This is a genomic window from Dactylosporangium sp. NPDC049140 (assembly GCF_040648435.1).
In genome coordinates, this window is record NZ_JBEZDS010000047.1 from 16,835 (window position 1) to 37,694 (window position 20,860).

The 20,860-nt window shown below is 73.8% G+C and carries 19 protein-coding genes; 5 read left to right on the plus strand and 14 right to left on the minus strand.

Annotated features, from left to right (window positions below):
- The first annotated feature begins 25 nt into the window (after positions 1–25).
- A complete protein-coding gene (locus tag AB0B76_RS46030; RefSeq protein WP_360388416.1) occupies positions 26–1,339 on the plus strand; it encodes a squalene monooxygenase in 1,314 nt (437 codons plus the stop codon).
- Here AB0B76_RS46030 and AB0B76_RS46035 read toward each other — a convergent pair.
- The 5 genes from AB0B76_RS46035 to AB0B76_RS46055 form a co-directional block, all read right to left on the minus strand.
- A complete protein-coding gene (locus AB0B76_RS46035) occupies positions 1,310–1,606 on the minus strand; it encodes a hypothetical protein (RefSeq protein ID WP_360388419.1) in 297 nt (98 codons plus the stop codon). The two genes, AB0B76_RS46030 and AB0B76_RS46035, sit on opposite strands and share 30 nt — an antisense overlap.
- 129 nt (positions 1,607–1,735) lie before the next feature.
- The gene (locus AB0B76_RS46040; protein WP_360388421.1) at positions 1,736–2,971 is read right to left on the minus strand and encodes a DUF6596 domain-containing protein; all 1,236 of its coding nucleotides are present in this window, start codon (positions 2,969–2,971) and stop codon (positions 1,736–1,738) included.
- On the minus strand, positions 2,968–3,294 hold the full coding sequence (locus AB0B76_RS46045) for a YciI family protein (RefSeq protein ID WP_360388424.1): 327 nt from the start codon (positions 3,292–3,294) through the stop codon (positions 2,968–2,970). The genes AB0B76_RS46040 and AB0B76_RS46045 overlap by 4 nt, the downstream gene beginning before the upstream one ends.
- A 96-nt stretch (positions 3,295–3,390) precedes the next feature.
- Entirely contained in the window at positions 3,391–4,392 is a 1,002-nt protein-coding gene (locus AB0B76_RS46050) for a glycosyltransferase family 2 protein (protein ID WP_360388427.1), read from the minus strand.
- Between the two features lie 40 nt (positions 4,393–4,432).
- Complete coding sequence (locus tag AB0B76_RS46055; protein ID WP_360388430.1) at positions 4,433–6,259, minus strand: glycosyl transferase; 1,827 nt, start codon at positions 6,257–6,259, stop codon at positions 4,433–4,435.
- An 82-nt stretch (positions 6,260–6,341) separates the two neighbouring features.
- Here AB0B76_RS46055 and AB0B76_RS46060 point away from each other — a divergent pair, with 82 nt between their 5' ends.
- Both AB0B76_RS46060 and AB0B76_RS46065 read left to right on the plus strand, forming a co-directional pair.
- On the plus strand, positions 6,342–7,019 hold the full coding sequence (locus tag AB0B76_RS46060) for an RraA family protein (RefSeq protein ID WP_360388432.1): 678 nt from the start codon (positions 6,342–6,344) through the stop codon (positions 7,017–7,019).
- A 197-nt stretch (positions 7,020–7,216) separates the two neighbouring features.
- The gene (locus tag AB0B76_RS46065) at positions 7,217–7,639 is read left to right on the plus strand and encodes a hypothetical protein (protein ID WP_360388435.1); all 423 of its coding nucleotides are present in this window, start codon (positions 7,217–7,219) and stop codon (positions 7,637–7,639) included.
- 3 nt (positions 7,640–7,642) lie between these two features.
- Here the strand turns inward: AB0B76_RS46065 and AB0B76_RS46070 are convergent, their stop codons facing one another.
- The 3 genes from AB0B76_RS46070 to AB0B76_RS46080 are packed head-to-tail and all read right to left on the minus strand — an operon-like array spanning position 7,643 to position 11,230.
- On the minus strand, positions 7,643–8,845 hold the full coding sequence (locus AB0B76_RS46070; RefSeq protein ID WP_360388438.1) for a pyridoxal-dependent decarboxylase: 1,203 nt from the start codon (positions 8,843–8,845) through the stop codon (positions 7,643–7,645).
- On the minus strand, positions 8,842–9,777 hold the full coding sequence (locus tag AB0B76_RS46075) for a hypothetical protein (protein ID WP_360388441.1): 936 nt from the start codon (positions 9,775–9,777) through the stop codon (positions 8,842–8,844). The genes AB0B76_RS46070 and AB0B76_RS46075 overlap by 4 nt, the downstream gene beginning before the upstream one ends.
- A complete protein-coding gene (locus tag AB0B76_RS46080) occupies positions 9,770–11,230 on the minus strand; it encodes an APC family permease (RefSeq protein ID WP_360388444.1) in 1,461 nt (486 codons plus the stop codon). The genes AB0B76_RS46075 and AB0B76_RS46080 overlap by 8 nt, the downstream gene beginning before the upstream one ends.
- A gap of 510 nt (positions 11,231–11,740) precedes the next feature.
- Here AB0B76_RS46080 and AB0B76_RS46085 point away from each other — a divergent pair.
- Positions 11,741–12,427, plus strand: coding sequence for an FAD-dependent oxidoreductase (locus tag AB0B76_RS46085; RefSeq protein WP_360388447.1), 687 nt, complete (start codon positions 11,741–11,743; stop codon positions 12,425–12,427).
- A gap of 172 nt (positions 12,428–12,599) precedes the next feature.
- Here AB0B76_RS46085 and AB0B76_RS46090 read toward each other — a convergent pair whose 3' ends face one another.
- Positions 12,600–14,429, minus strand: a complete 1,830-nt coding sequence (locus AB0B76_RS46090) for an FtsK/SpoIIIE domain-containing protein (RefSeq protein WP_360388450.1) — start codon at positions 14,427–14,429, stop codon at positions 12,600–12,602.
- 51 nt (positions 14,430–14,480) lie between these two features.
- On the opposite strand from AB0B76_RS46090, the gene AB0B76_RS46095 reads away from it, so the two are divergent.
- Positions 14,481–14,864, plus strand: a complete 384-nt coding sequence (locus AB0B76_RS46095) for a YccF domain-containing protein (RefSeq protein WP_360388453.1) — start codon at positions 14,481–14,483, stop codon at positions 14,862–14,864.
- Here AB0B76_RS46095 and grpE read toward each other — a convergent pair.
- The 5 genes from grpE to AB0B76_RS46120 form a co-directional block, all read right to left on the minus strand.
- The gene (gene grpE, locus AB0B76_RS46100) at positions 14,861–15,292 is read right to left on the minus strand and encodes a nucleotide exchange factor GrpE (protein ID WP_360388606.1); all 432 of its coding nucleotides are present in this window, start codon (positions 15,290–15,292) and stop codon (positions 14,861–14,863) included. The two genes, AB0B76_RS46095 and grpE, sit on opposite strands and share 4 nt — an antisense overlap.
- A complete protein-coding gene (gene dnaK / locus AB0B76_RS46105; protein ID WP_360388456.1) occupies positions 15,292–17,085 on the minus strand; it encodes a molecular chaperone DnaK in 1,794 nt (597 codons plus the stop codon). The genes grpE and dnaK overlap by 1 nt, the downstream gene beginning before the upstream one ends.
- A gap of 97 nt (positions 17,086–17,182) precedes the next feature.
- Positions 17,183–18,439, minus strand: a complete 1,257-nt coding sequence (locus AB0B76_RS46110; RefSeq protein ID WP_360388459.1) for a glycoside hydrolase family 3 N-terminal domain-containing protein — start codon at positions 18,437–18,439, stop codon at positions 17,183–17,185.
- Between the two features lie 22 nt (positions 18,440–18,461).
- A complete protein-coding gene (locus AB0B76_RS46115; RefSeq protein ID WP_360388462.1) occupies positions 18,462–20,135 on the minus strand; it encodes a sulfatase in 1,674 nt (557 codons plus the stop codon).
- Entirely contained in the window at positions 20,135–20,845 is a 711-nt protein-coding gene (locus AB0B76_RS46120; protein WP_360388464.1) for a CDP-alcohol phosphatidyltransferase family protein, read from the minus strand. Before AB0B76_RS46120 ends, AB0B76_RS46115 begins: the two co-directional genes overlap by 1 nt.
- Between the last annotated feature and the right edge of the window lie 15 nt (positions 20,846–20,860).

Consider the following 20,860-nt stretch of genomic DNA (forward strand, 5'->3'; position numbering starts at 1 on the left):
AGCGGCGATAGTTAGGCTGCCCGTCGTGGCGCCTGGCGGAACAGCGGTCGTGGTCGGGGCGAGCATCGGCGGGCTGCTCGCGGCCCGGGTGCTCAGCGAGCACTTCGAACGGGTGGTCGTGCTCGACCGCGACGTGCTCGGCGAGACACCGGCGCACCGGCGGTGCGTGCCGCAGGGCCATCAGCTGCACGTGCTGCTCGCGGCGGGCCGCACCGCGCTGGAGGAGCTGCTCCCCGGCCTGTCCGCGCAGCTGCGGGCGGCCGGGGCACCCCTGGTCGACCTGCACGGGCAGGTCCACTGGTACAACGACGGCCACCTGATGCGGCGGGCGCCCTCCGGCCTGATCGGGGTCGGGATCGGCCGGCCGCTGCTGGAGCACACCATCCGGAGCCGGGTCGCGGCGCTGCCGGGCGTCCGGCTCCGCCCCCGGACCGACGTGACCGGCCTGCTGTTCTCGGCCGACGGCACCGCCGTGACCGGGGTCCGCCTGGGCCCGGACGAGGTGCTGCCCGCGGACCTGGTCGTCGACGCCGGCGGGCGGGCCTCGCGCAGCGCGCAGTGGCTGGCGGAGGCCGGCTTCCCGGCCCCCGCGGAGGACGTGGTGCGCGTCGACGTCACGTACGTGACGCGGCTCTACCGGCACCGCCCGGAGCACCTCGACGGCATGCTCGGGGCGCTGACCAACGCCGTGCCCGGGGCGCCGCGGGCCGGCATCGCCGCGGCCCAGGAGAACGGCCTCGTGGCGATCGCGCTCAGCGGCATGCTCGGCGAGCGCCCGCCGACCGACGACGCCGGCATGGCCGCGTTCGCCGACAGCCTGGCCGCGCCGCACCTCGCCACGATCATCCGGTCCGCGCCGCCGGCCGGCGACCCGGTGACGATGCGGTACCCGGCCAGCGTCCGCCGCCGCTACGAGCGCCTGCGCCGGTTCCCGGCCGGCTACCTCGTCGTCGCCGACGCGCTGTGCAGCTTCAACCCGATCTACGGCCAGGGCATGACGGTCGCGGCGCTGCAGGCGGTCCGGCTGCGCCGGCTGCTCGCCGAGCGCACGGGCCGCACCGGGGATCTCGCGCCCCGGTTCTTCCGGCAGGCCGCCCGGATCATCGACGGGCCGTGGTCGATCGCGGTCGGCGCGGACCTGCGCTTCGCCGACGTGCCGGGCCGGCGCACGGCCAGAGTCCGGTTCGTCAACGCGTTCGTGCACCGGCTGCACCGGGCCGCGACCCGCGACGCCGGCCTCGGCGCCGCGTTCCTGCGCGTGGTGAACCTCGTGGAGCCGCCGACCTCGCTGCTCACCCCGGGCACCGTGCTACGGGTGCTGTTCGGCGCCGCGCCGTAGCCGGCGGCCCCGGACGATCAGCAGGATGCCGCCGACCAGGCTGGCCACCCCGGCCGGCCCGAGGATCATGAGCAGGATCCGGCCGTCGTGCACCTCCCGGGCCTGCGTGGCGAGCATCTCCGGCGTCGGCTCGTCCTGGTAGGGCATCGGCCCGGTGCCAAAGAAGCAGGCCCCGAACAACATCAGGACCGACAGTCCGACCAGGGTCCAGCCCAGCTCCTGCCGCCAGCCGGTCCAGCCGGCGCGGACCAACCATCGCGGCGCCACCGGATCATGGTGGTCACCCGGGCCGCGAGCGTCAAGGGGCCGGGCCGGGCCGGTCGACATCGACCGCCATCTCCGGCGCAATCGTGGGCCAGGTATTTCGGGGCCGTCAGCAGGGCTTGCCCGCGGGCCTCAGGGCCGCGGTTCCCTTCCGGAGGCCAGCTGGTCGCGGCGGCGGGTGAGGCTCGCCGTCTGCGCGGTGTTGCCGGCCAGCGCGATGGCCCGGTCGTACGCGGCCCGGGCCTCCCCGCCGCGGCCCAGCCGGCGCAGCAGGTCGGCGCGGGCGGCGTGGAAGGCGTGGTAGCCCTCCAGCGGCAGCCCGTCGATCTCCGCCAGGGCGACCTGCGGGCCGTCGAGCTCGGCGAGCGCGATCGCCCGGTTGAGCCGCACGATCGGCGAGGGGTCGAGGCGCACGAGCTGGTTGTAGAGCGCGAGGATCTGCGACCAGTCGGTGTCGCGGACGTCCGGCGCGTCGGTGTGTACGGCGTTGACGGCGGCGAGGATCTGGTAGCGCCCCGGCGCCCGGCCCGAGGCGAGGCGCGCGCGGACCAGGGCGTGGCCCTCGGCGATCAGCGCGCGGTCCCAGGCGCCGCGGTCCTGCTCGTCGAGGGTGACGAGCTCGCCGCTCGCCGACACCCGGGCGGCCCGGCGGGCCTCCGTGAGCAGCATCAGGGCCAGCAGCCCGGCGACCTCGCCGTCGTCCGGCAGCAGGCCGTGGACCAGCCGGGTCAGGCGGATCGCCTCCGCGGTCAGGTCGCCGCGCACGGCCGCCCGCTCCGGGTCCGAGGCCAGGTACCCCTCGTTGAAGATCAGGTACAGGACGGTGAGCACCCCGCCGACGCGGGCCGGGAGGTCCTCGCGATCCGGCACCCGGTACGGGATCCGGGCCGCCTTGATCTTCGTCTTGGCCCGGGTGAGCCGCTGGCCCATGGCGGTCTCCTGGACCAGGAACGCGCGGGCGATCTCGGCCACGGTGAGCCCGCCGACCATCCGCAGGGTCAGCGCGACCCGCGCCTCAACGGCGAGCGCCGGGTGGCAGCAGGTGAACACGAGCCGGAGCCGGTCGTCGTCGATGGCGCCGAGCGGCTCGGGGGCGTCGGACAGCATGAGCGCCTCCCGGTGCTTCTCCTCGCGCCTGACCTCGCGCCGGAGCCGGTCGATGGCCTTGCGGAGGGCGGTGGTGGTGAGCCATGCGCCGGGGTTCGGCGGCAGGCCGTCGACCGGCCAGCGCTCGACGGCGGTCGCGAACGCCTCGGCCGCCATCTCCTCGGCGATGTCGAGGTCCCCGATGCGCCGGGCGAGGGTCGCGACCACCCGGCTCCACTCCTCGCGGTGGACCCGGGCGATCGCCTCCTGGATCCCGCTCACAGGAACGGCCGGAGCTCGACTCTCCGGTTGCACGCCTTCGACGCTCCGGCGGCGATCCGCCGCGCCGCGTCGAGGCCGGGCGCCTCGACGACCCAGAGGCCGGCGACGAACTCCTTGGTCTCGACGTAGGGCCCGTCGGTGAAGAGCGCCTCCCCGGCCCGGCCGTCGACGACGGTGGCCGTCTCGGGCGCGCCGAGGCCGCCCGCGAAGACCCAGTGGCCGTCGGCCTGCAGACCCTTGTTGAAGGCGGTGATCGCCGTCATCTCCTCGGCGGTGGCGAGGTCGGACGAGTCGAAGAGCACGGACATCAGGTACTGCGCCATCGGAACATCATCTCCTGTCGTAGGTGGCTGACACCGCTGCTACGAACGAGGGGGTGGCGATCCGACAGGCGCCGCCGGACTTTTTTCGGAGGAGATCTAGCGGGTCCGGCCGGCCGGGACGGGCTCCTCGTCGGCGACGGCGGCGGCGGCGTCCTCGGCTGAGTCGTAGGCGATGAAGAACGCGGGGCGGCCCTGCATGGCGGCGAAGATGCGCCCGACGTACTCCCCCAGCAGCCCGAGGCAGAGCAGCTGCACGGCGCCGAGGAAGAGCAGGACCACCGAGAGCGAGGCCCAGCCGGGCACGGTGACGCCGATGAAGTACGCCACCAGCACCCACACGACGAGCGCGATGCAGACGCCGAAGCCGGCCAGGCCGAGCCAGGTGGCCAGCCGCAGCGGCGCGGCCGAGAAGCTCGTCACGCTGTCGGCGGCCAGCCGGACCATCTTGGTGAGCGGGTACTTCGTGACACCGGCGGCGCGGCGCTCGCGGCTGTACTCAACGGTGCCGCTCGGGAATCCGAGCCAGGGCACCAGCAGGCGGTACACCGGCTGCTGCTCCGGCAGGGCGCGCAGGGCGTCGACCGTGACCCGGCTCAGCAGCCGGAAGTCGCCCGCGTTGTGCGGCACCCGGTTGCCCGCGAAGCCCCGCATCATGCGGTAGTAGCCGACGGCCGTCCAGCGCTTGAACACCGTGTCGGTGCTGCGGTCGTTGCGCACGCCGTAGACGATGTCGAGGTTCTGCGACCGGGCCAGGTCGAGCATGTCCTTGATCAGCTCGGGCGGGTCCTGCAGATCCGCGTCGATGCTGGCGACGTACTGGCCGACCGCCCGGTGCATGCCGGCGGTCAGGGCCGCCTGGTGCCCGCCGTTGCGCCGCAGCCGGATGATCCGCAGCTGCGGCCAGTAGCGGCGCAGCCCGATCAGCACGGCCGCGGTGGCGTCGGTGCTGCCGTCGTCGACCGCGACGACCTCGTAGGAGACGTCCAGCCCGTCGAGCACCTTGCGCAACCGCTCGGCCATGATCGGGAGAACGGCCTCCTCGTTGTACATCGGCACGACGACTGACAGCGTCGTCGCCTGCTCTGCGGTCGTGCTCATGCCCAAAGCTCCCCGGTGTCCTCGGTGCGGAAGTCTACGGTTACCCACGCGTCAGCGAGCGGACGTCCCACAGCCAGACGTCCTCGACCTGCCGGCCGGTGCCGAGCAGCGGGTCCAGGGTCTCACGCAGCTGCGGCAGGGCCTCGGTGCGGTAGACCACGATCGCGTCGGCCTTCCAGGTGCGCAGCTGGGCCAGCATCTCGGCCTGCTGGGCCGGGGTCAGCGTGACGGCCTTGCCGGAGTGCGTGACGTCGAGCAGCACCGACGTGACCGGGCCGGGCGGCGGCTCGTTGGTGGCGACGTTGTCGGGGCCGATCGGGCCCATGAAGTACCCCTCCGGCATCCGGAAGTTCATGTCCGCGGCCATCTGCCAGGTGAGCGCGGTCATGTCGCCGGTGGCCCGCAGCGCCGGAACGGGGACGACCGTGTGGTTCTCGGCGACGTACTGCTTGTAGGCCCCCGACGTGAAGAACTTCGGCACCGGCGGGCGCCCGGTCGCGGGCAGCGGCAGCGGCAGCAGCGGCACCAGCGCAGCGGCCAGGGCGGCCACCCACACCAGGCGCAGCGGCACGCCGGAGCCCTTGACCCCGGCGTCGGCCGCGGCCTTGAGGATCCGGTCGGTGGCCACGGCGAGGATCACGGCGAGCGCGACCACGGTCAGGAAGGTGAAGCGGCCCACGTTCATCGAGTCGAGCACCGGGAACTTGACGAACAGCTTCCACGGCCCCGGCAGCCCGGTGCTCTTGAAGTGCCAGTTCACGTTCGGGCCGAGGCTGAAGGCCAGGCCGACGGCGCCGAGGATGGCCACCGTGCGCACGAGCCGGTCCCGCCAGAGCCACAGCGTGAGGCCGGCGGCGAGGATGAGCAGGGCCCAGCCGAAGTACCCGTTCTCCTCGGCGTAGTTCGTCGAGGTGAGGGTGCCGCTGAGGTTGCCCACCGAGGTCGTGGAGAACTCGAAGAACGTGTTCAGGTCGTTTGTGACGTACGCCAGGCCGCCGAGGCTGTCGTAGTGCCGCGGGCCCGCGAACTGCATCCACAGCGGGTAGGCCAGCAGCGGCAGCGACACCGCGACCGCGACGCCGAGCCCGGTCAGGAACGGCCGGACCATCGCGCGCAGATCGGGCAGCAGGGGGAACGCGTAGACGATCACGAACACGCCGAGCGCGATCGCGGTCATCAGCAGGATCTCCTCGCCGATGAGCGCCTGGTAGGCGATCATCAGGCCGAGGATCAGCCCGTCGCGCACCGGCCGCGCGGTGCGGAAGAGGCGCAGCGCGTAGCGCACGATCCACGGCACCAGGAACATCGACACGAGGTTCAGGTGCGCGTTGCCGTGCGAGATGATCGTCGGCGCGAAGGCCGCGAACGCGCCGCCCAGCACCGCAGCGGCCCGGTGCAGGCGCAGGTCGCGGTGCAGCACCCAGTACCACCCGAAGGCGGTCAGCGCGAAGCCGAGCGTGACCGCGGTCAGGAAGCTCGCGCTCGGCCCGAACAGCAGCGTGATCGGCAGCAGCGGCAGCGCCAGCCCCAGCACGCTCGCGTTGCCCATGAGGTTCACGCCGATCGAGGCGTTCTGCAGGTCGGTGAAGAACGGGTTGTGAAAGTGCGTGATGTTGTACGTGTCGACGGCCAGGAACCACTCGAACTGGTAGTGGTCGTTGTAACTGTGCGCCAGGATGCGGCTACCTGGTCCGAGCCAGACGTGCGAGAACAGGTAGATGCCGACGGCGACGAAACCGGCCAGGATCAGCAAATCGGCGCGCATGCTGCGGAAACGGGATGGCTCGCCGGAGGTGCGGTCCGGAGTCTCCGGTTCCTCGGCGGTCGCTCGCTCGCTGGCCGTTTGGTCGGCATCCACGACAGACATGGCCAGGAGACTAGAGCATTACCGCGGGTAACGAGGAACCCCGAACGGGCGGCGGGGCCGGACCGGGTCGTACCGTGCCGGTATGACCGCGCCCGCACCCCTGGATCTGGACGCCGTCCGCCGGCTCGCCGCCGAGGTGGACACCACCGCCATCTGCGACGCCGCGCGCGACGTGCGGGTCATGTCGCCGCGGCTGCGGTGCCGGTCGGCCAGCCCGGTCCTGTGCGGCCCGGCGGTGACGGTGCGGTGCCGGGGCGACTTCCTCGGGGTCGTCCAGGCGATCGAGCGGGCCGGGGCCGGCGACGTGCTCGTGGTCGACGGCGGCGGGCGGGAGACCGCGCTCGCCGGTGAGCTGTTCGCCCGGGCCGCGTTGCACAAGGGGCTGGCCGGGATCATCGTGGACGGCGGCTACCGGGACATGCGGTTCGTATCCGGCTGCCCGCTGCCCGTGTACAGCCGTCACGTCAGCCCCATGGCCGGCACGACGACCGCGCTCGCCGACGTCAACCGGACGGTCGCGTGCGGCGGGGTGCCGGTCCACGCGGGCGACATCGTCGTCGCCGACCACGACGGCATCGTCGTGCTCGACCCCGCGACGGCGCTCGCCCAGCTCACCGCGGCCGCCGCGGTCATGGCGGCGGAGGCGCGGGTCGTCGAGCGCCTGGACGCGGGCGCGGCCCTCGGCGACTGCCTGAACCTCGCCGAGCACACCGGGCGGCTCGCGCGCGGCGAGCCGTCCCGGCTGCGGTTCACGTCGTGAACAGTCGTGACCAACTGATTCGATTCGGCTAGCCGTCACGGCACCGGCGTCGGCAGCGGTATGAGCGGGGCGGGCATGGTGTCTCTCCCATCGGACGATTAGACGTCGTAACGCTCAGTAATCATTTGATCACCCAGCTACCACGTTGCAACCATCGGGCGCCCTCTTCCGTACAACCGGACGAGGAGGTGCCGCACGTGGTCCGATTCAGGAGACGCCCCGACGACCCGGGCAACGCCGCCCGCGACCAGGGCCCCCGGTCGACCGAGGGCCGCCACTACCCCAACCGCGAGACCGCCGCCGGGGTGTTCAGCCGCCCGCCGGCCCCGGTCCCGGTCCCGGTCCCGCCGAAGCCGCCCCCGCCGCCGGCGGAGCCCGCGGAGGCGCCGTCGCTGTCGGTGCGCCCGCTGCGCACCCCGGCCCCCGCGGTCACCACGATCCGGGTGGAGCCGCTGCCGGTCGACGGGATCGAGTACGAGACCGCCGCCCCCTGGTGCAGCGACCCCCAGGAGACCCGGCCCGCGCCGCGGCCGCCCACCCCGCGGCCGGCCCCGAAGCCGCTGTTCAGACCGCTGGCCCCGAAGCCCGAGCGGCGCACGATCAACTGGCTGGACGAGTAGCGCTCAGCTGGCCAGCGCGTCCGGTACCAGGCCGACGCCCGACGCGGTGGCCAGCGCCTCGTGTAGGTCGGCCACGAAGCGGTCGACGCGCTCGCGCGGCACGCCGGGCATGAGCACGGCGTGCGCGTTGCCGCGCTCGTCGGTGGCGAGGGGCCAGCGGTCCAGCAGCGGCTGCGGCGGGCGCGGGAACACCACGGTGAACGCCCGCGGCTGGGCGCGCCAGGCGGGCCAGCCGATGCCGCGCAGCTGCTGCTCGGTGTGCCGGGCCAGGGCCCGCGCGGCGTCGGCCCGGGCGCGCAGGCCGGTCGGGCCCCAGTGCCGCAGCAGGTACCACAGCCACAGCGGCGCGTGCCCCGAGCGCGAGCCGGTGATGGTGCTGTCCGGGGCGGCGGTGTACGTGATGTCGCCCCGGCCCGTGTGCCGGTCCGCGAGCGCCACCACCACCCCGCACGGGAACGGGGTGGCCAGGAACTTGTGCCCGCTGACGGCGACGCTGTGCGCGCCGTCGGCGAACGTGAACGCAGGCCGGCCGACCGGCTCGTCCAGGGCCAGCGGCACGCCGGCCAGGGCGGCGTCGGCGTGGATCCACCGCATGGCGTCCGCGACCCCGGCGGCGTCGAGCACCGCCCCGATGCGGGCGACGTCGTCGACGGCCTCGGTCATCGTCGTGCCGATCGAGGCGACCACGATCGCGCCGGTACCGCGCCGCCGCCGCCCGTCCCGGACCACCACCGCGTGGAGCAGGTCGTAGCGCATCTCGCCGCGCTCGTCGGCCGGGACGACCCGCAGGCGCAGCCGCAGCAGCTCCGCGGCCTTGGCCACGCTGTAGTGCGCCGCCGACGAGCAGTAGACGGTCGCCCCCGGCAGCATGAGCCGCGCCTGCCACAGCGCCCAGTGCGTGCTCTCGGTGCTGCCGGTGGTGACGTACCCGTGCCGGTTGTCCAGCGGCGCGTCGAACAGGTCCGCCAGGAACCCGACCACCTCGTGCTCGAGGTGCTTGGTGTGCATCCGGTAGGCCCCGCCGGGCGCGAACGGGTGCCCGACGTTGTTGAGCAGCAGGCGCTCGAACGGCGCCAGGGGGCTCATGTCCGGCAGGTCGGTGGCGCCGGGGAAGCCGAGGTCGTAATCGCGGTGCCGGAGCAGATCGGCGTGCAGGCGGTCGAGCCGGCCCGCCACCGTCGGGTCCCCCGGCGAGCCGGGGGTCATCGCGGCCGTGACCCGTGGTCGACGATCCGCCCGATCTCGCCCATCCACCGCCACACGTGGTAGATCGGATCGGACTCGGGCGTCTCGGCCAGCGCCGGGTTCCAGCGCCAGTGCATGCTCGGCGTGCCGTACTGCGTGTTGCCGTCACGCACCGAGCAGTCCACGGTGAGCGCGTTGAACTGCAGCTCCCCGCCGCGGTCGAGCACCAGCATCGTGCCGTCGATGAGCCGGGCGTAGCAGCGGCCGGGCAGGTCCGCCTCGCTGCGCGCGGTGCGCTGCGCGGTGGCCCAGTCGCCGTAGGGCGTGTCGAGCGTGACGACCCCGATGCCGGCGAAGACGGCCTGGGCCGACATCGAGTCGGTCTTGTTGCACATCTCGGTGCGCGGGTCGAAGCCGGGATTGTTCGCGTACCCCTCGCGCGCATGCTGGGCCAGACCGTAGAGCAGGTGCGGCAGCGATGCGGCCTCGTCGTCGCCGAGGAAGATCCGGGTCGCGGTGCGCAGCTGGTCGTACAGCCGGCCGGCCGGCTCGCAGTAGAACAGCGCCACCCCGTGCGGGGCGAGCGGATCGCGGCGGCGGCGCTCCCAGGCGTGCCGGGCGTGCAGGAACGAGAAGCGCCGCAGCCGCGCCACGACCGCGCCCCGGTAGGTGGGCGAAATATCCACACCCGCCGGTGCCGGCGCCGGCGCCGGCGCCGGTACCGGCTCGAGCCCGGCCGGCGCGCCCGCCATGTGCCGCGGGCCGGGAATGCGGACCTCGGGCTCGGACGCGTATCCGGGCGGCTCGGACCCGTACCCGGAAGGCTCGGACCCGTACCCGGAAGGCTCGGACCCGTACCCCGGCGCCTGCTGCACCTCGCTCGTGCGTTCCAGCGCCCACCAGGGCACCGACGACGAGAACGGGGGCGGCGAGGTCATGCGCGGGTCAGACATCGAGGTCCTGCAGCCGCTGGTCGAGCACCCGCAGCGGGTCGGGCCGGCCCTTACCGACCTCGGCCAGCACAGGCGCCTTCCCGGCCCGCAGCGCGAGGCCCCACGCGACGCCGGCGGCGATGGTCACCACGACCGCGGCCGGCAGGATCGCCTGCAGCGGGGAGTCGTCGGCGATCTGCAGCAGCGACGACAGGTGCGACACCATGACCCCGAGCACCACGAGGCCGCCGATGACGCCGAGCGAGGGCAGCACGGTGGTGACGAACAGGCCCTCGGTGCTGCCGCCGCCGCGGCGGTAGAAGCGGATCGCGCCGGCCGAGATGAGCACGAGCATGACCAGGATGCCGACCGCGCCGGCGGCGGAGAGCCAGGTGAAGATGACGCCGATCGGGTCGGCCCCGGCCACGGCGAAGACGCCGACGACGAGCAGCGCGGAGACGCTCTGCACGAGCGAGCCGCCGGTCGGCGCGCCCTGGGCCCGCCCGCTGGTGCCGGTGCGGGCCAGCCACGCCGGCAGCACGCCCTCGCGGGCCATGGCGAAGATGTACCGCGCGATCGTGTTGTGGAACGACAGCATCGCCACCGTCACGCTCGTGACGAGCAGGAGCGTCGCGAGCAGGCTCAGGCCGCTGCCGTACCACTCGTCGAAGAGCGCGAACGGCAGCCCGGCCTCCGGGTTCGCGGCGGTCGCGGCGATCTGCTTGTCCCCGACGGCCACCGCGAGCGCCCAGGCCGACAGCCCGTAGAACAGGGCCATGAACAGCACCGCGGCCAGCGTGGAGCGGCCGATGCTGCGGCTGGTGCGGACCTCCTCGGAGTACGCCGGCGCCGTGTCGAAACCGATGAACGCCGCGATGCCGAGCGCGAAGGCACCGCCGATGCCGGGGGCCCACAGGCCGCTGAGGCTGATCGGGGCGGTGGCGATCGCGCCGCCGAACGGGTGCGTGAAGCTCGCGATGTCGAACAGGGTGATGACCGCGAGCTCGATGCAGAGCACGGTGCCGACCACGAACGCCGACAGCGAGACGTGCAGCAGCCCGCACACCGCCACGACCAGCCAGATCACCGCGGCCCACAGCAGCCACGGGCCGCCGATCAGGCCCGCGATCGTGACCCCGATCAGGCCGTACAGACTCATCTGGATCGCCGAGTAGAAGACCAGCGCGAGCGCCCCGCCCACCAGGCCCGACATCGGCCCGAAGGCGTGGGCGAGCAGCGCGTACGCCGGGGCGGCGTGCGGCACCGCGCGGGACATGGCCACATACCCGACCGCGAGCAGCCCGAGCATGACGCCCAGCAGCGGGAAGGTCAGCGGGGTGGCAACGAGGCCGGTCGATGCGTAAGTGGCGACGATACCGCCGGCCAGCACGGCCATCGGCGAGCTCGCGCCGACCTGGAAAAGCCACACGCCGCCGCCGCTCATCTTCCGGCGGGTCAAACCTTGCGTCGTCACCGCGCACCACCGTCCACAGTGGAGAAGGGGTGGCTTTCGGGCACGGGTGTAGCGCAAGAACGCATCGCGGCGCGTACTCCAGTTTCTGGCTCGGGGCCGGAGATGATCCGATCACGACAGTCAATGTGATAAATGTCGCTGCGAAGTGTATCTACGCGGATCACCGTGCGCCTACCACACCACGCTGCGGGGTATTTCACAATCCGCGTCGCCATGATCACCTTGCGTTGGCCTTGTCGTTCGGCGACAAAGGATCCTTACTCGAGTCGGAAATCCGATCGGAAAACCGTTACGAAACGGGGCACTACCGGATCGACGATGGCGGGGTATTGCGGCTGCGGCTCCCCCGACCGGCAGGGCCCGCACCAACCTGCGCCACGTGCTGCACACCCTGCGCGCGGCGCTGCCCGAGGCCGGCGGGCACCTGCGCGCCGACGGGCCGGCCTGCGGGAACGGTTTCGGGGCGCGCTGCTGCGACCGGGCGAGGAGGGCTACGACGAGGCCCGCCGCGTGTGGAACGGCGCCTTCGACCGGCGGCCCGCCCTCGTCGCCCGGTGCGCGGGCGCCGACGACGTCCAGGCCGCCGTCCGCCACGCCCGCGAGCACGGCCGGCCGATCGCCGTGCGCGGCGGCGGGCACTCCGTCTCCGGGTACGGCACCGGCGACGACACCCTGGTCATCGACCTCTCGCCGCTCAAGTCGGCCGCCGTCGACCCGGCCGCGCGGACCGTCCGCGCCGCCGGCGGGCTCACGTGGGCCGAGCTCGACCTGGCCACCCAGCGCTTCGGGCTGGCGACCACCGGCGGCTCGGTCGGCTCCACCGGCATCGGCGGCGTGACGCTCGGCGGCGGGTTCGGGCACCTCATGCGCCGCCACGGGCTCATCGTCGACAACCTCCGCGCGGCCGAGCTGGTGACCGCGGACGGCGAGCGGCGGCGCGTGGACGCCGTGACCGATCCGGAGCTGCTGTGGGACTGCGCGGCGGGAAACTTCCGCGTGGTCACCGCGTTCGAGCTCGACCTGCACCCGGTCGGGCCCGTCGTGCTCGGCGGACCGATCTTCTGGCCCGCCGGCCAGGCCGCGGCGGTGCTGCGGTTCCTGCGCGACTGCGCGCCCCCGACGAGCCGGGCGTGGCGATCGTCGCCGCCGCGGCGCCCCCGCTGCCGTCGCTGCCCGCCGTCCCCGTGTTCGGCCTGATCCCCCGGGGACCTCGCCGCGGGCGAGCGCGCCCTCGCGCCGCTGCGGGCGTGCGGGCGGCCGATCGCCGATCTCGTGCGTCCGGCGCCGTACCGCGCGATTCAGTCCACATTGGACCTGAGCGCCGCCCCGGGCAACGCGCGGGAGTTCGCGGCGGCGTTCGCCGCGACGGTCAGAGATCCGGCTCCGGCTCCGCGATGAGCACGCGGTGGCCGCCGGCGGTCAGGCCGTGGCCGGGCGAGCGGTACGGCAGGTCGTGCGCGGCCCGCCGGTCGATGGCCGACTCCGACGGGTTCTCCAGCCGCAGCTCGACCCGCTGACGGAACGCGTCCAGCCGGGTCGCCGGGCCGAGGTCGGCCCAGCGCCCGGCCGACGCGGCGACGTGCACGCCGAGCCGCGGGCCCTCGTGCAGCACGGGGTCGAGGAGCCGCGCGGTCTCCGGCTCGAGCGCCGCGAGGTCCTCGACGACGAGCAGCACGTGAGCGCCCTGCACCCCGGGCGCGCCATGGCGGTCGGCGACGATGCCCGCGACCTCGGCCGCGACCCGGCGGACCGCGTCCGGGTCCGCGTGGCGCGCGGACGCGGCGACGTGCGGCCGCGCGGGCGCGTCGCCGTGCAGGATCGCGTAGACGCGGGCCTCCTGCGGCGGCAGGAGCCGTGCGAGGGCGTGCACCAGGGTCAGCAGCGCGGTGCGCCGGCCGCTGCCGGGCGCCCCGACGACGGCCAGGTGCCCGGCGTCGCCGCGCAGGTCGACCGCGAAGGGGCGGCGGGCGTGCTCCCGCGGCAGGTCCAGCACGCCGATCGGTACGAGCCGCCGGTCGCCGAGCAGGACCCGCAGCACGGTGCCGAGCGGGATGCGCTCCTCCAGCGGGGGCAGCCACAGTTGCCGGGTCGCCCCGCCCGCCGCGGCGAGCCGCTCCAGCAGGACCGACAGCACCGTGCCGGGCCTCGGATGGCGCCGCGCGCGGATGAACGCCTCCCACGAGGGCGGGCCGGCGTGGTACGCGAACCCGCAGTAGGCGGCCCGGAACCGCACCGGCGCCCCGGGCCCCTCGCGCAGCAGCCCGTGACCGGGCGCCGACGGCAGCTCGTAGGCGTCGGGGAGGCCTATCGCCTGCCGCGACTCCATCGCCGAGAAGGTGCGCAGCGCGACCCGGCACGACAGGTGCGCGTCGAGGCCGCGCAGCCGCCCCTCCTCCAGCCGCTGGCTCGCGAGCACCAGGTGCACGCCGAGGGAGCGGCCGATGCGGGCCGCCGTGGTGAACGTGTCGAGGAACTCCGGCATCGACGTCATGAGGTCGGAGAAGTCCTCGAAGACGGCGACGAGCCGGGGCAGGGCGTGGCCGTCCGCCCGGTACTGCCCGATGTTCGCGACCCCGGCGTCGCGGAACAGCTCCTGGCGGCGGCGCAGCTCGCCCTGGATGACGGCGGCCAGGCGCCGCAGGTCGCGGATCTCCCACAGGTTCAGCGCCAGCCCGGCCACGTGCGGCAGGTTCTCGAACCCGGCGAACGAGGCGCCGCCGCGGTGGTCGACGAGCAGCAGCGCGAGCTCGTCCGGCGGGTTGTGCACGGCGAGACCCAGCACGAGGGTGCGCAGCAGCTCCGACTTCCCGGAGCCGGTCGCCCCGACGACCAGCGCGTGCGGCCCGGCCCCGCCCTCGGCCCCCTCGCGCAGGTCCAGCGCCACCGGCGAGCCGTCGGCGGCGACGCCGACGGGCACCACCGGCCCGGCCGCGCCCTCGGCCCAGCGCTTGGCCGGGTCGAACGCCGCGGCGTCGCCGATCCCCCACAGCGGCGGGACCGTGACCCCGCCGTGGCCGTGCGGCGGCGGGGGCACCTCGTGCGCGACGATCCGCAGCGCGGCCGCGGCCGCCTCCCGCACGGCGTCGGGCTGGTACTCGTCGGCGAGCCACACGAGCCGCTGGGCCGCGTCGTAGTCCGCCCTCGGCGCGAGCGCCGCTTCCAGCAGGTCCCGCACCTCACCCAGGCGATCCTCCGGCACGCGCCCACGGTACCCGGGTGTCGTTTGCGGCGGTACGTCATGATCGGAGGCGTGATTCGCTTCGTCCTCAACGTCCTGTGGGTCATCTTCGGCGGCGGGTTCATCCTGTTCCTCGGGTACGCCCTGGCCGCGCTCATCTGCTTCGTCCTCGTCGTGACGATCCCGTTCGCGATCGCGTCGTGGCGCCTGGCGGTGTACTCGCTGTGGCCGTTCGGCCGCACCGTGCGCGCCAAGAACGGCGGCGCCGGCGTCGCCACCGGGCTCGCGAACGTGCTCTGGGTCGTGCTCGCGGGCTGGTGGCTCGCGCTCACCCACATCACGGCGGGCATCACCCTGTGCGTGAGCATCATCGGCATCCCGTTCGGCATCGCGCACTTCAAGCTGGTACCGATCGCGTTCTGGCCCCTCGGCCGCGAGGTCGTCGAGCTCGACTAAGGATCGTCGGCCACTGACACGGCGACGGCGGCCGGGCGCAGCAGGCTGTCGGGTCCGCCGTAGCCGGGCCGGATCACGCGGACCACCGTGCCCGCGCCCTCCGCCCCGCCGGCGACCGCCTCCGCCGCCTCGTGCCGGGCCGGGTCGAACACCTCGCCCGGCTCGCCGATCGGCTCGTAGCCCAGGCGGCCCAGCACCGCCCGGGCCTCGTCGCGGACGTGCTCGACGCCGGCCACGATCGCGGCCGGGTCGGCCCCGGCGTGCGTGAGCGCCAGGTCGAGATGGTCGAGCAGCGGCAGCCACGCGGCCGTGCACCGTTCCCGCTCGGCCGCGGTGCGCTCGGCGACGAGCCGGTCGCACCGCTTCCGCGCGTTGTCGGCGTCGGCCTCGGCCCGCCGCCACCGCCGCTCCCAGTCGACGCCGTCCATCACGAGAACTCGGCGTGTACGACGTCCTCGTCCGCGTACACGAACTGGCGCAGATCCTCGGTCAGGCCCCGGACCTCGTCGTCGCGCGGTTCCCGGGCCTGCCGCAGGAGCAGCTCCGCGCGCTCGCGCTCGTGCGCCGGCATCCGTGCGCCGCCCTCGTCGAGCCGCCGGCGCACCTGGTAGGCGGCCCCGTCGAGCTCGTTGCGGGCCTCGACGCTGCGGCGGGCGCGCTCGTCCTCGCCGCGGTACCGCTCGGCGTCGGCCACCATCCGCTCGACCTCGGCGGGCTCGAGGGTGCCGCTCTCGGTGATGGTGATCTGCTGCTCGCCGCCGGTGTCGGCGTCCTTCGCGGAGACGTCCAGGATGCCGTTGGCGTCGATGTCGTACGTCACCTCGATCTGCGGTCCGCCCCGCGGCGCGGGCCGGATGTCGGTGAGCCGCAGCCGGCCCAGCACCCGGTTGTCGGCGGCCCGCTCGCGCTCGCCCTGCAGGACCACGACCTCCACCGCGGGCTGGTTGTCCTCGGCGGTCGTGAACGTCTCCGTGCGGCGCGTCGGGATGGTCGTGTTGCGCTCGATGACGCGGGTCATGAGCCCGCCGAGCGTCTCGACGCCCAGCGAGAGCGGGGTCACGTCGAGCAGCACCACGTCGCGCACGTCGCCCTTGAGCACCCCGGCCTGGATCGCGGCGCCGAGCGCGACGACCTCGTCGGGGTTGACGCTCATGTTCGGGTCCTTGCCGCCGGTGAGCCGGCGCACGAGGGCCTGCACGGCCGGCATGCGGGTCGCGCCGCCGACGAGGATCACCTCGTCGAGGTCGCCCTCGCCGGTCTTGGCGTCGCTCATCGCCTGCCGCACCGGGGCGAGGGTGCGCTCCAGCAGGTCGTGGGTGAGCTCCTCGAACACGGCGCGGGTGATGGTCGTGGTGAGATGCTTGGGCCCGTTCGCGTCGGCGGTGACGAAGGGCAGGTTCACGCTCGTCTGCGGCACCGTGGACAGCTCGATCTTGGCCCGCTCGGCCGCCTCGATCAGCCGCTGCAGCGCCTGCGGGTCCTTGCGCAGGTCGATGCCCTCGTCGCGCCGGAACTCCTCGGCCAGGTGGTCGACGAGCCGGTGGTCGAAGTTGTCGCCGCCGAGGTGGGTGTCGCCGGCCGTCGCGCGCACCTCGACCACGCCGTCGCCGACGTCGAGGATGCTCACGTCGAACGTGCCGCCGCCGAGGTCGAAGACGAGCACGGTCTCGTGCCCCGACTTTTCCAGCCCGTAGGCGAGCGCGGCCGCGGTCGGCTCGTTGATGATGCGCAGCACCTCGAGCCCGGCGATGCGCCCGGCGTCCTTGGTGGCCTGGCGCTGGGCGTCGTTGAAGTAGGCCGGGACCGTGACGACGGCCTCGGTGACCTTCTCCCCCAGGTACTTCGCGGCGTCGTCGGCGAGCTTGCGCAGGACCTGCGCCGAGACCTCCTCGGGCGAGATCGGCCGCCCGCGCACGTCGGAGCGGACCGCGCCCTCGGGCCCGGCCACGACCTGGTACGTGACGGTCGCGGCCTCCTCGGCGATCTCGTCGTGGCGCCGCCCGATGAACCGTTTCGCGGACGTGATGGTGCCGTCGGGGTTGAGCGCCGCCTGGCGCCGCGCGAGGTGCCCGACGAGCCGCTCGCCGCCGGGCGTGTACGCGACGACGGACGGCGTCGTCCGGCTCCCCTCGGCGTTGGGGATCACGGTCGGCGCCCCACCCTCGAACGCGGCGATCACCGAGTTGGTCGTGCCGAGGTCGATGCCTACTGCCCTGGCCATGGAATCGATCCTTCCGACGGGGGTGACGTCCTGCCGGATCCAGCTTTCGTCGCGGGTACCGCCCGGGCGTCCTGCCGGGCGGATGACCCCGGGAGGATCAGCCGCAGGTCACCAGGCCGGCGCGGATCTTGCTGCGCACCACGCGGGTCGCCGACTCGCTCACGCGCCTGGCGAAGGCCGGGTCCGCCTTGGCCGCGGCGACCAGCGCGTCCGTCATCGGCTGCGCGTCGGACAGCCGCACGCTCAGCGGCATGTCGCCGCCCGCCTGCACGAACTTGACGGCCCGCTGCCCCACCGGCACCGACGAGACCGCCACCGCGGCGCCGAGGTCGTCCGACATCACGAGGCCGTCGAAGCCGAGCTTGCCGCGCAGCAGGTCGGTGATGATCGCCGACGAGAATGCGGCGACGTTGCGGGAGTCGAGCTTCGGGTACGTCGCGGACGAGATCATCACCGCCGCCGAGCCGGCCTTGATGCCGCTGGCGAAGGGCTTGAGCGACCCGTCGTCCGCGGTCGTGAGGTCGTCGCGCGCGCCGGTCGTGGTGTCGGTGTTCACGCGCACGCGGCCGAGCCCGGGGAAGTGCTTGAGCGTGGTGAGCACGCCCGCGCCCTGCACCGCGGTCACGACCGTGGCCACGTCCTCGGCGACCGGGTCGGGCGTGGAGCCGTACTGCCGCTCGAAACCCCCGATCGGCGGGTTGTTCTTGCCGACATCGGCGGGGACGACGTCGGCGACGGGCGCGAGGTCGATGGTGACCCCGATGCCCTTGAGCCGCGCGGCCCACTCGGCGGTGCGGCTGTTCAGCGTCGACGGGTCGAGCCTGCCCTGGTTCACCGCGGTCGGGATGGCCGGGAAGTCGTCGCCCTTGAGGGTCTGGACCTGGCCGCCCTCCTGGTCGATGCCGATCTGCAGCCGCACGCCGCCGTTCGCCTGGGCCGCGTCCTGCAGCTGCGCGATCTGCTGGCGCAGCTGGGCGGCCGAGGCCGAGGAGCGCCCGGCGAGAAAGACCCCGCCCAGCTTGTACTTCTGGATCGTCGTCGTCGCCCCCAGGGGTGAGCTCAGCGGCGTACCGATCATGAGCAGTTGGGAAGCCTGCAGTTCGAGGGGCAGCTTGGCGACCACCGACTCGGCGCAGCCCACGGCGGCGGAGGAGCCGGCGCCGCCCGGGGCCGCCGGCGCGGCCGAGGTCGAGCCGGAGGGCGGCGCGGCGGAGGGCGAGGAGTCGTCGCCACCCGACACCGAGTAGGCGACCCCGGCCCCGGCGAGCAGCACCACGATCGCCGCGACGACCGCCCACAGCGGAAACGGCCCGATCCTCCCGCGCTCGGCGACCCGGCGCGCTCCTCTCGGCATCCGTCGAGGATACGCAGGCCGCTCAGCGGTACGCGGTCAGGAAGCGGTCACGGAACTGGTCCATCCGCCACACCGGGGCGCCGTCGGCGGGCCGCAGGCCATCCTGCCAGCCCCACCCCGAGATCTTGGCGAGCACGTTCGGGTCGCGGGCGACGATGGTGATGGGCACGTCGTGGCTCGCGGTGTCCCCGACGATGACCGGCGAGGGCTGGTGGTCGCCGAGGAACACGACCACGAGGTTGTCGTCGCCGTACTGCTCCACGTAGGAGATCAGTGAGCTCAGCGAGTACACGATCGAGTTGCGGTACGCCGTGCGGATCTTCTCCGACGTGCGGATGACGGAGTCCGGCGGGTCGCCCTCGGTGCTCATCGTCTTGTACACCGTGCCGTCGCCGACCTCGTCCCAGCCGACGAGCTGCGGGATCGGCGTCCAGGGCGCGTGGCTGGAGACCAGCGGGATCTCGGTGAAGGTCGGCGCGTGCCCGGGCTGGCGCTCCAGCCGCTGGTAGGCCGCGAGCGTGAACTGGTCCGGCACCGGCACGTAGCTGAACTTCGGGCCCTTGTAGCCGATGTTCCGCGAGTCGTACAGGTCGTGGTACTGGAAGAACTTCCCCTCGGGCCAGTCGCGGTCGTTGGCCGGCATGATCCCGGCGACGTGCCACCCGCCCCGGCGGAACGCCGCGTTGAGCGTGAACCGGTCGCCGGACAGCAGCGACGAGCTGCGCTGGTTGTTGTCGACCCACAGGCCGGACAGCAGCGTCTCGTGCGCCATCCAGCTGCCGCCGCCGGTGATCGGGGAGGTCAGGAACGCCGAGCGGGCCTGGAAGCCGGCCGCCGCCAGCCGCCGCGTGCCGTCGTCGAGCACCGCGTTGACCTGGGGCGCGTACTGCGGGTTCTGCACCGCGTCGCGCCCGTAGCTCTCCACGAACGTGAGCAGCACGTCCTTGCCGCGCAGGGCGGTGAGCAGCTGCGAGCCGGGCGCGTCGCGGAACGCGTCGATCTGCGCCTGCTGGCCGAACTTCTCGCCGTCGCCGATGTCGCGGCGCACCAGCGAGACCTGGGTCCCCAGCGCGCCGACGGCCCCGTCGGAGGCGACCGGCACGCCGTTGGCGACCTGCACGTTCAGCACCGCGCACAGCGCCCAGACCCCGGCGAGGACGGCGGTACCGCGGGTCGTGGCCACCTGGTGCCGCAGCGCGAGCCGGGACAGGCGCCGCAGCGTGAGCGTCATCACCACCGGCACGCTGAGCACGATCAGGGCGAGGATCACCGTGATCACGACCGCGGCGGCCTCGCCGAGCGACGACTTGACCAGCCCGTACGCCGGGTCGAGCAGCACCCAGTCGAGGATCGGGTCGAACGGGCGCGACAGCGACGTGTAGAAGCCGAGGTTGAACAGCCGGATGATGAACAGCACGCCGAGCAGGACCCCGGCCACGCTGAGCACGACGGTGCGGGCCCGGCCGCGGACGGCGAGGAACAGCGCGACGAGCAACAGCCCCTCGATCGGCACGCGCAGGAAGGCGCCGTAGCTGTACTGCGTGAGCCGATCGGGCGTGACCAGCGTGAACAGCACCACCCCGGCCCCGAGCAGCGTGCCCGCCCACACGAGCGCGGCGCGCGGCCAGGACCGCCGCACGGGCGCGGCGGGCTCGTCCGGCGCGGGGACCTCCACGGGCGGCGAGAGCACGGCCATCAGGAGGACACCGCCACCGTGAGCGACTGCCGGCGCCAGCGCCACAGCACTTCGGAGCCGAACGACTCGACGAGGAACAGCAGCGAGATCGCCACAATCGTGGTGGTGACCGGCAGCGGCAGCAGCCCGGACGCGGCGACGGCGAGGGTCACGCCCTGCATCGCGGCGACGACCTTGCGCCAGTACCGCGGCGGCACCGGCCCGCGCAGCCACGGCACGAGCCAGGTCGCGAACCCGATCAGGTACCGCATCGCCCCGATCGCGAGGACCCAGGGCCCGACCGACTCGGCCACGAACGCGCTGAGCACGAGGATCAGCCAGGCGTCGGTCTCCATGTCGAAGCGCGCCCCGAGCGGCGTGCACCCGCCGGTGCGCCGGGCGATGTTGCCGTCCACGGCGTCCAGGGCGAGCGCGACCGCGCTGAGCGCGCACAGCACCCCGATCGGCACCGGCCGGCTGAAGGAGTCGGCGGTGAGCGCCGCGACCCCGCCGGCGAGCCCGGCCCGGGTCAGCGTCACCCAGTTGGCGGCGCCGAAGGCCTCGGCGCCGGAGCGCTGCAGGCCGTACTCGAGCGCCACCGAGGTGACGAACCCGCTGGCGAGACCGATCACCCACCCGGCCGTGCCCAGCCCGACCGTCCCCGAGAGGACGCCGAGCACGGCAACGTGGAAGATCAGTCCAATGACCGGACCGGTTCGAACCTGCGGCATCGTCACTCCGTGTAC

What these genes read in the sequence shown, in the direction of transcription:
- AB0B76_RS46050 (WP_360388427.1), bottom strand. Translation starts at nt 4,392, where the DNA reads ATGAGCACGACCGCAGAGCAGGCGACGACGCTGTCAGTCGTCGTGCCG.
- grpE (WP_360388606.1), bottom strand. Translation starts at nt 15,292, where the DNA reads ATGGACGGCGTCGACTGGGAGCGGCGGTGGCGGCGGGCCGAGGCCGAC.
- AB0B76_RS46115 (WP_360388462.1), bottom strand. Translation starts at nt 20,135, where the DNA reads ATGGCCGTGCTCTCGCCGCCCGTGGAGGTCCCCGCGCCGGACGAGCCC.
- AB0B76_RS46075 (WP_360388441.1), bottom strand. Translation starts at nt 9,777, where the DNA reads ATGTCTGACCCGCGCATGACCTCGCCGCCCCCGTTCTCGTCGTCGGTG.
- AB0B76_RS46070 (WP_360388438.1), bottom strand. Translation starts at nt 8,845, where the DNA reads ATGACCCCCGGCTCGCCGGGGGACCCGACGGTGGCGGGCCGGCTCGAC.
- AB0B76_RS46120 (WP_360388464.1), bottom strand. Translation starts at nt 20,845, where the DNA reads ATGCCGCAGGTTCGAACCGGTCCGGTCATTGGACTGATCTTCCACGTT.
- AB0B76_RS46060 (WP_360388432.1), top strand. Translation starts at nt 6,342, where the DNA reads ATGACCGCGCCCGCACCCCTGGATCTGGACGCCGTCCGCCGGCTCGCC.
- AB0B76_RS46055 (WP_360388430.1), bottom strand. Translation starts at nt 6,259, where the DNA reads ATGTCTGTCGTGGATGCCGACCAAACGGCCAGCGAGCGAGCGACCGCC.
- AB0B76_RS46110 (WP_360388459.1), bottom strand. Translation starts at nt 18,439, where the DNA reads ATGCCGAGAGGAGCGCGCCGGGTCGCCGAGCGCGGGAGGATCGGGCCG.
- AB0B76_RS46045 (WP_360388424.1), bottom strand. Translation starts at nt 3,294, where the DNA reads ATGGCGCAGTACCTGATGTCCGTGCTCTTCGACTCGTCCGACCTCGCC.
- dnaK (WP_360388456.1), bottom strand. Translation starts at nt 17,085, where the DNA reads ATGGCCAGGGCAGTAGGCATCGACCTCGGCACGACCAACTCGGTGATC.